The organism is Pseudomonas sp. NS1(2017), assembly GCF_002269425.1.
Lineage (GTDB): Bacteria > Pseudomonadota > Gammaproteobacteria > Pseudomonadales > Pseudomonadaceae > Aquipseudomonas > Aquipseudomonas reactans.
This window is the reverse complement of record NZ_CP022960.1, coordinates 3,426,686-3,439,808: the sequence shown is the minus strand read 5'-3', so window position 1 is coordinate 3,439,808 and position 13,123 is coordinate 3,426,686. Positions and strand designations below refer to the sequence as shown.

The 13,123-nt window shown below is 59.7% G+C and carries 9 protein-coding genes and 6 tRNA genes; 6 read left to right on the top strand and 9 right to left on the bottom strand.

Going from position 1 to position 13,123, the window contains the following annotated elements:
• The first annotated feature begins 48 nt into the window (after positions 1–48).
• The 4 genes from CI807_RS16365 (at position 49) to CI807_RS16350 (ending at position 6,379) form a co-directional block, all read left to right on the top strand.
• Positions 49–1,266: a phospholipase D-like domain-containing protein gene (locus CI807_RS16365; protein WP_095015350.1), complete on the top strand. Its 1,218-nt coding sequence runs from the start codon at positions 49–51 to the stop codon at positions 1,264–1,266.
• A gap of 95 nt (positions 1,267–1,361) precedes the next feature.
• Entirely contained in the window at positions 1,362–3,101 is a 1,740-nt protein-coding gene (locus CI807_RS16360; RefSeq protein ID WP_095015349.1) for a dipeptidase, read from the top strand.
• Positions 3,102–3,219: 118 nt separating this feature from the next.
• Positions 3,220–5,388, top strand: coding sequence for a hypothetical protein (locus tag CI807_RS16355; protein WP_095015348.1), 2,169 nt, complete (start codon positions 3,220–3,222; stop codon positions 5,386–5,388).
• Positions 5,351–6,379 carry an NAD(P)/FAD-dependent oxidoreductase gene (locus CI807_RS16350; RefSeq protein ID WP_371857980.1) on the top strand — a complete coding sequence of 343 codons (1,029 nt, stop codon included), beginning with the start codon at positions 5,351–5,353 and terminating at the stop codon, positions 6,377–6,379. Before CI807_RS16355 ends, CI807_RS16350 begins: the two co-directional genes overlap by 38 nt.
• A 63-nt stretch (positions 6,380–6,442) precedes the next feature.
• On the opposite strand, the gene CI807_RS16345 is transcribed toward CI807_RS16350, so the two are convergent.
• Positions 6,443–8,104: a M24 family metallopeptidase gene (locus tag CI807_RS16345; RefSeq protein WP_095015346.1), complete on the bottom strand. Its 1,662-nt coding sequence runs from the start codon at positions 8,102–8,104 to the stop codon at positions 6,443–6,445.
• A 77-nt stretch (positions 8,105–8,181) separates the two neighbouring features.
• Here CI807_RS16345 and CI807_RS16340 point away from each other — a divergent pair, with 77 nt between their 5' ends.
• Entirely contained in the window at positions 8,182–9,687 is a 1,506-nt protein-coding gene (locus tag CI807_RS16340) for a PLP-dependent aminotransferase family protein (protein WP_095015345.1), read from the top strand.
• Positions 9,688–9,698: 11 nt separating this feature from the next.
• Here CI807_RS16340 and CI807_RS16335 read toward each other — a convergent pair whose 3' ends face one another.
• Together CI807_RS16335 and CI807_RS16330 are read right to left on the bottom strand one after the other, a co-directional pair.
• A complete protein-coding gene (locus CI807_RS16335; RefSeq protein WP_016979527.1) occupies positions 9,699–9,950 on the bottom strand; it encodes a hypothetical protein in 252 nt (83 codons plus the stop codon).
• 59 nt (positions 9,951–10,009) lie between these two features.
• Positions 10,010–11,113 carry a polyamine ABC transporter substrate-binding protein gene (locus tag CI807_RS16330; protein WP_095015344.1) on the bottom strand — a complete coding sequence of 368 codons (1,104 nt, stop codon included), beginning with the start codon at positions 11,111–11,113 and terminating at the stop codon, positions 10,010–10,012.
• Positions 11,114–11,251: 138 nt separating this feature from the next.
• Between CI807_RS16330 and CI807_RS16325 the strand changes: the two genes are divergently transcribed.
• Positions 11,252–12,043 carry a response regulator transcription factor gene (locus tag CI807_RS16325; RefSeq protein ID WP_095015343.1) on the top strand — a complete coding sequence of 264 codons (792 nt, stop codon included), beginning with the start codon at positions 11,252–11,254 and terminating at the stop codon, positions 12,041–12,043.
• 74 nt (positions 12,044–12,117) lie between these two features.
• Here the strand turns inward: CI807_RS16325 and CI807_RS16320 are convergent.
• The 6 genes from CI807_RS16320 to CI807_RS16295 form a co-directional block, all read right to left on the bottom strand.
• Positions 12,118–12,193, bottom strand: a tRNA-Gly gene (locus CI807_RS16320).
• A gap of 3 nt (positions 12,194–12,196) precedes the next feature.
• Positions 12,197–12,272, bottom strand: a tRNA-Glu gene (locus CI807_RS16315).
• Positions 12,273–12,375: 103 nt separating this feature from the next.
• Positions 12,376–12,451 (bottom strand) — tRNA-Gly (locus tag CI807_RS16310).
• Positions 12,452–12,454: 3 nt separating this feature from the next.
• A tRNA-Glu gene (locus CI807_RS16305) sits at positions 12,455–12,530 on the bottom strand.
• 104 nt (positions 12,531–12,634) lie between these two features.
• Positions 12,635–12,710: transfer RNA gene (locus tag CI807_RS16300), tRNA-Gly, on the bottom strand.
• A gap of 3 nt (positions 12,711–12,713) precedes the next feature.
• Positions 12,714–12,789 (bottom strand) — tRNA-Glu (locus CI807_RS16295).
• Between the last annotated feature and the right edge of the window lie 334 nt (positions 12,790–13,123).

Genomic DNA, 13,123 nt, shown 5'->3' with positions numbered 1-13,123 from the left:
AACAGCGGGCGCGCAATGCGCCCGCTTTCTTTTCTGATGGGAATCCCTATGTCCGTTTCCTTGAAATTGCGCATCGCTGGCCTGGCAGGCTTGCTCATGAGTCCGCTGGCCCAGGCGGACTTTTCGATTCCGGGGTTTGAATTGGTGCACACCGTGCCGGTGGACACCGCCCTCGGTACCGACGACTTGCGCCAGCCCGGCCCGGTGTGGAGCGAGCTGTTTGACGGCGCAAAAAACAGTATCGACATTGGTCAGTTCTACGCCGCCGATCACCCAGGCTCGGTGATGGACCGTGTGATCGAACGCCTGGAAGCCGCCGGCAAACGCGGTGTGAAGATTCGCTTTTTGCTGGAAGAAAAAGGCATCCGGTTGTCGGAAGCTTCCACCCTGGAACGCCTGCGGGCGATCCCCAACCTGACCTTTCGCGTGCTGCCCTACGCGCGCGTGAGCGGCGGGATCATCCACGCCAAATACCTGGTAGTGGACGGCAAGCAAGCCTTCGTGGGCAGCCAGAATTTCGATTGGCGCTCGCTGGAACACATCCACGAAACCGGCCTGCGTATCACCGACCCGACGGTGGTGAGCCAGGTGCAGGCAATCTTCGAGCAAGACTGGAAAGCCCAGCAGGCCGTGGCCGACAACCAACCCGTTCCGCTGCCTGCCTCCAGCAAAGAGCTGCCACGTACCGGCAACTACCTGGTCGCCAGCCCGCAACGCTACAACCCACCGGGAGTAGGCGATTCACAACTGGAACTGCCGCGTCTGCTGAGCGAAGCCAAACACGAAGTGCGCGTGCAACTGCTGGACTATGCGCCACTGTCCTACGGACCGGACAAAACCCGTCCGTACTACGCAGTGATCGACAATGCCGTGCGTGCGGCAGCGGCACGTGGGGTGTCGATCAAGCTGATGGTGTCCAACTGGAACACCGACAAGCTGGAACTGCCCTACCTCAAAAGCCTGGCCGTGCTGCCTAACGTCCAGATCAAAATCGTCACCCTCCCCGAGGCCAAGCAAGGTTTTATCCCGTATGCGCGGGTGATCCACAGCAAGACCATGGAGATCGACGGCCAGGTTGCCTGGATCGGCACCAGCAACTGGCTGGGCGGGTATCTGGATAATTCGCGCAATCTGGAAGTGGTGATGCGCAGTGAAGCGATGGCCAAGCGTGTCGGGGCATTGCATGAGCAATTGTGGGACGGACCCTACGCTAGAGCCTTGAACGTGACCGAGGAGTACCCAGAGCCCCACCCTGGCCAGCATTGACCAGAGGCACCTGAGTAGTGGTAGTGTGTGGAAATGTTTCTGACAGATTGATCAGAAACGTCCTACTCACTACCTGCAAAGGAATGCGTCCCTCCATGCACTTTCCACTCAAGCAATTGGCAGCTGCCACCCTGTTCGCGGCGAGCCTTTCGGCCATCACCTGCCCCGCTTTTGCCAACATCACCCCGGACCAAAGCACGGCGATTCTGAAGCATTTCAACGAAACGTCCGTCACCGATTTCCGTGGTTTCCTCGACGCCCTGGCCAAGGGCGACCTGGGTAAGACCAGCGATGTAGGCCCGGCGATCAGTGCGTTTCTTGATAACAAAACCTTGAGCGCGGATCAGCAGAACGAGATCAATCGCCTGCTCGGTATCTACACCCGAGTGAAGTACGGCAAGGCCGCCACCGAAACCCTGCGCGAACTGGTGGAAATCCCGACCTTTAACGTGGACGGCCTGCCGCAGTACAAAAACCCGGAATTCATCAAGATCGCCGGCAAGATCGAGGCACTGGCCAAGGCCTTTAACCTGACCTTCCGCAATATTGACAACCGTGTGTACGAAATTTCCTTGGAGGGCAGCGGTGATGAAGTGGTGGGTATCCACGCCCACGCCGACGTGGTGCCCGTGACGCCGGAAAACTGGGTATTGAAAGACGGCACCAAGCTCGACCCGTTCAAAGTCACGCTGATCGGCGACCGCATGTACGGCCGTGGCACCGAGGATGACAAGAACGGCATCGTCGTGGCGATGTATGCCATGAAGGTGATCAAGGAAGAGAAACTGCCGCTGGCACGCAATTTCAAGCTGCTGGTGGACACCACCGAAGAAACCTCCGGCGACGCGATTCCCTACTACTTCGAAAAGAACCCGACACCGCAATACAACCTGGCGCTGGATGGCGGTTACCCGGTGGTGATTGCCGAGAAAGGCTACGGCACGGTGATGGCCACCTTCCCGCGCCGCAAGGGTGAAGGCAAGGGCGCGGAAATCATCTCGATGACCGGCGGCATGGCGACCAACCAGATTCCGTCGGCGTCAGTAGCGACTTTTGTCAGCGACAAACCTGCCGAGTTGGCTGCCAGCCTGCAAAAGGCCGGTGCTGAATACGCCAAGAACAACGGTGGCGATTTTGAAGTGGCCGCCAAGGTCGACGGCAAAAACGTCAAGCTGACCGTCACCGGCGTGTCCGCACACTCGTCCGAGCCGGAGTCCGGGCTCAACCCGGTGGCGCGCATGCTGGAGTTGATCCACAGCGTCGATGGCAAGATCGCCCTCAAGCACAACCACATCACGGATGCTGCACGTTATGCGTCTGACAACTGGGGCCTGGATTACCTGGGCGGCAAGTTGGGCGTGGGCTTCTCTGATGAGTTCATGGGGCCGCTGACCACTTCGCTGACCTTTGTCGGCCTGGATGAAAAAGCCTTCAAGCTGGCCGTGAACCTGCGCGTGCCGAAGGGCAAGTCACCTGAAAAACTCAAAGCCGAGATCGCCGAAAAACTGAGCGCCTGGGACAAGAAAACCAAGGTCAAAGTGGGCTTCACCTACTCGGTGGCCGAGCCGATGTACCGCAACCCAGAGGGTGAATGGGTGAAAGCCCTACTGGCCGTGGCCAGTGAAAATCTAGGTATGGAGCACAAGTTCGGCACCTCGGCCGGCGCAACTTCCGTGCACGAGCTGCCGAATGGCGTGCAATTCGGCCTGGCGCGTCCGGAAGTGAAGTACACCGGGCACACTGACAACGAGTTCAAGACCGTCGACCAGTTCCTGCTGGACCTGCAGATCGTCACCGAAATGATGGGCCGTATCGGCCAACTGCCCAAGCTCTGACCCTCGCCGGACCCGCCAACCTGGCGGGTCCTTTCTGACGCGGACCTATCCGTTCGGTCAGTTACCCCGCTGACTATTCTTGCGTACCCTGCCCTTTGACTCTGTCGGAGGAATGCGTATGTCGTTACTCAACGCTGTCGAACGTGCATGTGCCCGTCTGGCGCCCTTCGGGTGGCGCGACCTGTTGCTGCAACACGGCCTGGACATCACGTCAGCCACGTTACGTGAAGAACTCGCCAAACCTTTGCAGATCAATCGCACGCTGTCGGGTTTCGAGGATTTTTCCGTCAGCGCAATGCACGGCATAGCCCCTGGGCGACCGGCTGAAAGTCTGCTGTTTCATGCATTCGCGTCGCCCAATGTGAGCACCGGAGCCAGGGGCGAAACACTGACCGTTTTCCCGACTGCGGCGGAAATCGAACAGGTGCTCAATTACGTTTACGGCGCCGTTCCACCGACCCTGGAGGCGTTCGGTGATCAGATACTGGCAATCGCCGTGTTCGCCTACGAATACAGGCCACAACCTGAAACCGTGCACCGTCGCCAAGCGGACTTGTGCTTTTCACGCGCGGGCGTCGCCAGGGTTGGAACCGCCGCCGCGCTGTACGATCCGCAACGACGAGGGTTCTTGCCCTTCGTCGAGGGCCAGCCCAATCAAATGCGCGTTATCCCGGCGCGCTATGGCGCTTTTATTGCTGCAAGACAGGTTGGCCAGCCGGAGCAATTTGGCCCGATGAACGCCCAGCCCATCGACCAGGACCTGGAGTTCTGGGTGCCGTTGCACAAGTTGTTTGATGGCGAGGAATGCCTCGCGGGACTGGACTTGAGGGTGCTGCTGGAAAACCACCAGATCAATGAAAAGATCGGACAGATCCACAGGCGCTTTCGCGGTACCGGCTGGCAAGAGCCTGACATTCTCAACGCGCCTTTCGTGATTACCCAAGGTCTGAGCCATTGGGCGGATATCGAAGCGTTCGCGCCGGGGTTGCTGATGCCTGATGCCAAGCAGACCCTGGTCGAACCGGCTTACTACAAAGGGCAACCGCTGTCGTTCATGATGCCGCCGAACTCGGGTGGCCTGATCCACGGACGTCACCGTGTACGCGATGACGGTTCGATCGAAGACCTCAATGATCTGGAAAATGTCGACGCGATGGTCAAGGCTGGCGGCTATCGTGCCCTGCACTATCAGGACGCCATGGCGGATGGCTGGGTGCGCGCGCATTGCCCGCAGTTGATGCTGGACAGCGTCGCCGCTTATTCCATCATCGGTGCGCCGGATTTTTTCCCGCTGTGCGGACAACGGGAACTCAAGGAGTGGTCCAGCGACCCTGAGGTATTCCCCTGCCCGACGCCGCCCTGCCCAGAGGTGTGGCATACACGAGTCAATCCGCTTTCCGACGTGCGCTTCTATATCAATCAGTCCCTTGAGGGTCATTACTTCGACCAGGAGGACCGGGGCGTCACCGCAATCGTCTCCCATCCCCAGTCCTTCACAACACCCCGCACAAGCCCACAGGTGGCGCGTGCCCAGCGACAATCCTGGCTGCCGGATTTCGCCAGCGGCGTATTCGGTCCTGGCTGGGAAATTGGTCGAGGCCTGGTGGATGCGCCATTCACCAATGTGCTGTGCGGCTATCAATTGGCCAGCCCGTTTACCGAGGATGCACGTATCTGTGCTGCGCTGGGTTCCTACTGGCCTGGCGTAGCGCCGGACTCGACCCGCACATTCGAACCACGCAGTGTGTCAGCCACGACCATCCCGCTGACGGACAGCGAAATCGGATCGCCGGGCAGTCCGGGCTGGGATGGCCGGCGCGGGCCTACGTCGGTTGAGGTCGACGGGCGCCCCGTGATCCAGTACGACGCCTATGAGTACAGCGATTACACGCAAGCCGCGCTGGCCGGTCAGTTGTCGCTGGCAATCACCGGACACATCAGCACCGAGCAGTACCATCAACGTGTGTTGGGGATGCGGCGCGCGTACCAGGCCGTCGGCGCCGGATCAGACAAAGAGCAGCGAAAACAATGGCCTTTGCTGTCGTTTTTTCTGGTGCAATTACCGGATGAAGACTTCGAGAAGGCGCAACAAGAAGCCAACTTCCGGTTGGAGGGCGATGTGCAGTTCTACAGATTGTTCAAGCACGGCACGATCAGCACCCCCGCGGATAACTTCAAGCTTCGTCAGGTGGAGATACAACAACAGGTAGAACTGTACATGAGCCCGGACGCGGTGCTTATCCGCCTGAATGGAGCGCCATGGCAACGTCACGATGAATCACTTTGACGTCGTTGTCATAGGCGCCGGGCCGGCAGGGTGTGCGACAGCCATCACCTGTGCGCAAAAAGGGCTACGAGTGGCACTGCTGGAGAAGGCTGCGTTCCCCAGAGACAAGCCGGGGGAAACCCTCCATCCGGGTGTCGAACCCCTGCTGCGGCAACTGGGCATTGTCGCCCTGGATTGCCGGCGACACCCAGGCCACTGGGTGCACTGGGAGGGACCGCCGCGCTTCAATGCGTTCGGCGCGGGACATGGCGGAGCGTGGCTGGGTTTCCAGATGCCACGCGCGCTGCTCGACCAACAACTGCTAGAGCAGGCGCGCATCCTGAGAGTACACATTACGCACCCCACGCGTGTCAGCCACGTCATGCACCAACGCGGTCGCGTTCAGGGCGTCCAGTCAGGCTCAAGGCAATGGATCGCCCGCTATGTCGTTGACGCCACAGGCCATCACGGCTGGCTGCAACGCCAACTGCAGATACCCTGGCGGCATTTTTCACCGCGCTTGATTGCACGATATGGCTACTGCAAGGAGAGCCGTCTTCCCGACGAAAAACTCGGGCTGTTTGCCCACCCCCACGGCTGGCACTGGATTGCACGGCTGAGCGAGCACTGCTTGCACTGGACCCACTTGGCGTTTACCGAGGCGGGTCCGTGCCGCCAGGCGCCCGAAGGGCTTGAGCAGTGCCCGGTGATCGCCAGGTCGCGTGGCGCGGATGTGTCATGGCGACACTGCCGCACGACAGCAGGCCCCGGCTATTTTCTGGTGGGCGATGCAGCCGCTACGCTGGACCCCTGCGCCTCCCATGGTGTGATCAAGGCTTTGATCTCGGGCATGCAGGCCGCCTCGGCAATTATCGACTGCCTGTCCTGGCCCTCCGGCGAAACAACCGTGCAAGCAGCCTACCAGGCCTGGGTACAGCAAGGCTTCGAACGCGATGTGCAGGCCTTGCGCGGCTTCTATCGAAGCCACCCTTATCCACCGGGTTGGCTGTAAGTCGCCGGATTTGCAGTCTGCCGTCATCATCCGCTCATGCCTTCAGGCATCAAGCATCAAGCATCAAGCATCAAGCATCAGGATATCCTCGAAGAATCCACCGATTGGTTCGGTCGGATGGCACAGCTGGATTTCCAGGACCCAGGCCATTTCACTCGGTGGAATTTCCAGGTCCGCCAGCACCTTGCTCTCGAACAACGCGTGGGGGAAATCCGCAAGGCGGTGCCCTGCGAGGTTGCGTGCCAGCCTCCAGCCTTTTGCTACGGCGCTCTGCTCGGCGAAGTCATAGAGTTCACGACCGGTAAGCCCCCTCAGCCAGGCGTCGCGGGTTTCGTCGAACACCTCGTGCAGTGCGGTCCTGCACGCCAGGTGCAGCGGCGCGTCACCGAACACAAAGGTATCGCCGTAATCGCCTTCGTAACCGTCCCACACTGGGCCCAAATCAACCACGACGATATCGCTGGCGCGCAGCCTGCGCTGGCGGTCAATGCCTTCGCGGGGCGGGCGCACCGTGTCATCGCCAAAACGGATGTAGGTCGGGTGCCAGGTGTGGGAGGCGCCCATGGCGTGCAGTTGGTCGGCGGCCATGTCGAGGGCTTCGCCGGTGGTCATGCCGACCTGCAGTCGGCTGGCAATCGCCGCCAAGGCGCGGATTGACTGATCGCGCGCGGCCAGCATGCCGTCCAGTGAATAACGTGGGCCGACTTTCTCCCAGATCGGGTGCAGCGCCTTGGGCGTCGTGCCGGCACTCGACCGGCCACTGGGCACAAAGGCCTCCGCGACGAATCGATGGCCGGGCAAGCCGGCGTCCAGGCACTCCGTGCGCACCTGGCTGATCATGGCGCCATTACCGCAGGCATACACCTGGGCGGCTTCCCAGTCATGCCCATGGCTCAAGGCAACTTCCTGCACTCGCCCCTGGGAAACCAACACAGGGTGCCAGTGAAAGCGTGGGTGATCGATGACCGACTGGTCCAGGAACGTACGGTCATAGAAATCTGCCGGTTGCCCGCCGCCCCAGTACAAAGTCACGTCAACATCACGCGTTAGGGCGGTCAGCAGGATGGGCTTGATACCCGCGTAGCCGGTGCCCGTGGCGAACAGGACCACGGACACATCGTCATTGTCCTGCCAGGTACAGGCACCAAATGGCCCTTCCAGTTGCAACAGATCGCCAGCCTCCAGGTCAGCCAACAGCGTCTCGGAGAAGAGACCGCCGCTCACCTGGCGAATCTGAAAGACCAAGCGCCCATCATCTTCAGCCGGCAGGTTGGCGATCGAGAAACACCGCGAATCACCGTCGACCATGCGGAACTTGAGGTATTGGCCCGCCCGCACCGCCAGCGGCCTGTCCGGCATCAGCACCAGCTCAATGATGTCGGGGCTCAGTGCGCGTTTGCTCACGACCTGCGCCTCGACCACCAGCGCGGGTGTGTCCAGCGACCAGCCGGGGATTTCCAGGCGCATGTCGCCGCAGGCGTGACTTTGGCACAGCAGCATTTCATTGGCTGCCAACGGATAACACGGTGCGGGAGCGTCCGGCGCCAGCTGTTTGGCCCGGTACGCCCCTTCTGCGACTACCACCTTGCACGACCCGCAGGCACCGCGTCGGCAAGAAAACGGCACCGACAGACCATTGGCGAGCATCGCATCCAGCAACAGTTCATCACCGGCCTCAAAGGTTTTCCCCGAGGGGGACAGTTCGATGACATGACGTGTATTCATAACAACCTCGGGGTGAGTGAGGCTGGATTGTTGCGCTAGACTAGGCCCATTAAAACCTCCAGTTTTGGATACTTCAGATGGTCCAGATGCGAAAATGGCGCCCGCTGCTCAAGCTGGACGACAGTGCAAGCCAGGCGTCCTACCGTAAGATTGCTGAAGGCTTGGTGACCGCGATCGTTGAAGGGCGATTGCCGCCCGGCACCTTGCTGCCGGGCACGCGGGAAATGGCGCAGTTGCTCGACGTCAACCGCAAGACCGTGATCCTGGCCTACGAAGAAGCCATGACCAAAGGCTGGCTGGTCAGCGAGCCGCGACGCGGAACCTTCGTCAACGCGCAGTTGACGGCCAAGCAATTGCCGAGCCGCGCGCTAGCGTCCTTCGCGCCGCCCATCCAGGCGCAGACAGCCGCGCCCTATTTCGCCCAGAACGCCCAGGTGACGGCGCTGAACCATCGGCATGGCGCGCTGTTTTTCGACAACGGCACCAGCGACCACCGCCTGCTGCCCCAAGCCGTGTTGCACCGCTACTACCGCAACGCCCTGCGTAGCAGCTTTGCGTCCAACACGCTGCGCTACGGCAGCGAGGGCACCGGCTATCATCTGCGCTGCGCCCTGGCCGAGATGCTGCGCAACAACCGTGGGTTGACGGTCAGCGCCGAAAACATCTGCCTGACCCAAGGCACGCAGATGTCGCTGTACCTGACCGCCAGCCTGTTGCTCAAACCCGGCGACGTGGTGCTGGTAGAGCGCCTGAGCTACCCGCCAGCATGGGAAATTTTCCGCAGGCTGGGTGCGCAACTGGTCACGGTGGACATCGACGAAGAAGGCTGTCGCACGGACCAGATCGATCACCTGTGTCGCGAACACAAGGTGCGCATGATCTACCTCACGCCGCACCACCAGTTCCCCACCACCGTGAGCCTGCACGCGGCGCGGCGGCAACAGTTGCTGGCATTGGCGGCGCTGCATGACTTCTGCATCATCGAAGAAGATTACGACCACGAATTTCACTTCAGCGGACGCCCCTACCTGCCCCTGGCCAGCGATCGCGCGCAGCGACATGTGATCTATGTCGGTTCGTTGTCCAAGGTCCTCGGCTCGACGTTTCGCTGCAGTTATGTGGTGGCTCCTACGCAGGTGATCGAAGCCCTGCATCGCAACGCTGCACTGATGCTGGGCGATGCCGACGCGGTCGCGCAGAAGATGCTTGCCGACTTGATCAACGATGGCGAACTCAAGAAGCACCTGCGCCGGGTATCAAAGGAATACCGCGCTCGCCGTGAGACCTTGCAAGACTGCCTGCAGGCGGCGTTCTGTGATCGGATCCAGGTGCGCGAGCCCGAAGGCGGCCTGGCGCTGTGGGTACGCTTCGACGATACAATCGACGTCGACCAGACGGTGAACGCAGCCCTTGATCACGGGCTGGTCGTACGCAGCGGCCGGCAGTTCTCGCCGATGGACCAGGCGGAGAACGCGTTGCGCCTGGGTTTCGCCTCGCTGAACCAGCAAGAGATCCGCGAGGCCACATTACGCCTGGCCAAAGCAGCAAGCCCGCGCGCACACAAAAATGCCGATCATCGCTGATCGGCATTCGGTTAGAGCGGCAGCAGGAAGCGTGATCGCTCCTCGGTCCGGGCAAGCTCCGGGAACTCCAGCAGCAGCGCCCGGTTGCCCCGGCCGATATGCTCCATCACCGCCCGCGTAATGTACTCACGCACCATGCCCGTGGAGACGTAATACATGGCCCAGGCTTGCTCGGGCGTACAGTGGCCGATCTGTTCCTCGATGTCCTTGTACGCCTTGTCATCGTCCGACTTCACGTCGCGCTGATATTCGGCTTGGCCCATGATTGATCTCCTTCACTGGCACGTCTTCTGCAGCCTGGACCACCTATTCATTCACCCGATCAGGTCCCGCTTTTCACCTTGGTCCACACACGCGTGCGGATTCGCTCCAATTTCAAGGGCAACGGTTCCAGGGGAACCAAGGTGGCGATCGTCTCTTTGGACGGGTAAATCCAGGGGTTGTCGCGCAACTTCTGCTCGACCAACTGGGTGGCGTCCTTGTTGGCGTTGGGGTACAGCGTGTGGTTGGAACTCTTGGCAATCACTTGCGGGTCGAGCATGTAGTTGATGAACGCCAGGCCCTGCTTGGCATGCGGCGCATCCTTGAGCAGCACAAAGTTTTCCGACCACACCAACCCGCCCTCACGCGGCAGGCTGTAGGCAATCTTGCGGCCAGTGTTGTTTTTCTCATTGATGGCTTGCGCCGTCAGCGCTCCGCTCGCCCACCCCACCACCACGCAAATATTTCCGTCGGCAAAGTCAGCGTCGGTCCTGGAAGAGTCGAAGTAGAGAACGTAAGGGCGGATCTTCAGCAGCAACGCCTGGGCTTTCTGGTAATCCTCGGGGTTCTGGCTGTTGCTTGGCAGGCCGAGGTAATGCAAGGCAATCGAAATGATTTCACTCGGCGAGTCGAGCATCGCCACGCCACACGACTTGAGCTTGCTGATGTTCTCTTCCTTGAAGATCAGGTCCCAGCTGTCCACCGGGGCATCGTCACCCAGGGCGGCCTTGACCTTATCCACGTCGTAACCAATGCCGGTGGTGCCCCACAAATACGGCACGGCATAGCGGTTACCCGGATCGTTGGCGGACAGCAGCGCCAGCATTTCGGGATCGATGTGCGAGAAGTTACTCAGTTGGGAACGGTCCAGCGGCGCCAGCACACCGGCCTGGATCAGGCTGGGCAAGACATTCGAGGTAGCAACGACGACGTCATACCCAGTGCGCCCGGCCATGACCTTGCTCTGCATGATCTCGGCACTGTCGAAAGCATCCAGGTGCATCCGGGTACCGGTTTTCTGCTCAAATTCCTTGGGGGTTTCCGGCGCGATCAGCCCGAACCAGTTATACAGATTGACCCGGGGTTCGGCCGCCGAGACCGGCGCACTGGCACACACAGACACCAGCGCAGCCATAAAAATGGCGCGCAATTGGGGTTGACTCATCTCGCTATCCTTGTCAAAACGACAGGCCATCATGGCCTGCATCCACTGGTGGGTGAATATACGCGGCACGTCCGATTAGTAAATACCCAGAAGTACTTAGCCCAGTCCCATGAATGCCTAACCCTAAAGGGGTAGTAAATGTCGCTCGACCTTCACAACCTGGCCTGGCATCGGTCCGCCGGAACGCTGATCATGCAGCTGAACCGCCCGGCGTTCTGGAGTTCGCTGGTTCGCGTGTTAAAGGAATATGTCCAGATCGATAATTGGGTTGTGCTGATCTTCAGCGACCAACAGGTGCGGGTTATCAGCCTGACCGAAGTCGCCGATGCAGACGAAGTGGGCGCCCTGACCCAGCGCTATGTAAAAGGGCTGTACCTGCTGGACCCGTTTTACATCGCCAACCGGGAAAACCCGCAGAGTGGTTTTTTCCATCTGTCCGACATCGCGCCGGAGCACTTCCTGACCACCGAGTATTACCACCAGTACTTTGCTCAGTACGTTAGCGTGGACGAGGTGCAGTACAACGTGCAGCTCGACGCCGACAGAACCCTGTGCATTTCATTCGGCAGCAACGTGCGATACAGCCCGCAGCAGATCACTACGCTGGACATGATCAAACCCTGGGTGATGGCATTGATGCATCAACGCATGTGCTTTGAGAGTGACGCGGAAAAAAGCCAGGCCGAACCGCCGCCGTGGTCTGAGGCGATCATGCAACTTGGCGTACAAATCACCGCGCGCGAAAAAGATGTGCTGCGGTTGCTGTTGAGCGGTTTTTCCAACAAAGAGATCGCCGGCAAGCTGAACCTGTCGACCGAGACCATCAAAGTTCACCGTCGCAACCTCTACAACAAACTGAGCATCAAGTCTCAATCCGAGTTGTTCGCACGGTTTTTCATGCCTGGGCAGGAAACGTCGCCAGCGCATTGAACCGCCAGCGTCCTCTCACAAATCACGCACAAACAAAAACGCCGATCATTGCTGATCGGCGTTTTCATTGAATATGGAGCGGGAAACGAGACTCGAACTCGCGACCCCGACCTTGGCAAGGTCGTGCTCTACCAACTGAGCTATTCCCGCAAATGGCGTCCCCTAGGGGACTCGAACCCCTGTTACCGCCGTGAAAGGGCGGTGTCCTAGGCCACTAGACGAAGGGGACACACAACTGAAACACATGGTGTGTATTTCAGTGTCCAGAGGTTAGATCCGAGGATCATGCCCTGGTTTCACTCAGTGCCGCCCGAAGGCCACACTGCTTAAATTGGAGCGGGAAACGAGACTCGAACTCGCGACCCCGACCTTGGCAAGGTCGTGCTCTACCAACTGAGCTATTCCCGCAAATGGCGTCCCCTAGGGGACTCGAACCCCTGTTACCGCCGTGAAAGGGCGGTGTCCTAGGCCACTAGACGAAGGGGACACACAACTGAAACACATGGTGTGTATTTCAGTGCCCAGAGGTTAGATCCGAAGATCATGCCCTGGTTTCACTCAGTGCCGCCCGAGAGCCACACTGCTTAAACTTGGAGCGGGAAACGAGACTCGAACTCGCGACCCCGACCTTGGCAAGGTCGTGCTCTACCAACTGAGCTATTCCCGCATATGGCGTCCCCTAGGGGACTCGAACCCCTGTTACCGCCGTGAAAGGGCGGTGTCCTAGGCCACTAGACGAAGGGGACACACGTACAACATTCACTGCTTAACCGCGTTTCGCTGTGTGCTTTACGCGTTAAGTGGCGCGCATTCTATGGATGGATTGAAAGGTCGTCAACCCCCAAGGATAAATTTATTAAAATCAATGACTTCGACCTGCTTTCAGGGCCTGAGGGCGAATTGTGCGTGTCCGGGCTTTGACGCCTATATTCTGGCGCCCGACAAGACGCTATAGTTCGCTCCAGCAAATGATGGCAATGTGCATCCATGCAGGGAGCGCCTATCTATATGGAAGCAAACTACCCGGGCAATTGGTCGATCAGTTCTATCCGCCGGATGGCCCAGTCACTACACTCCACT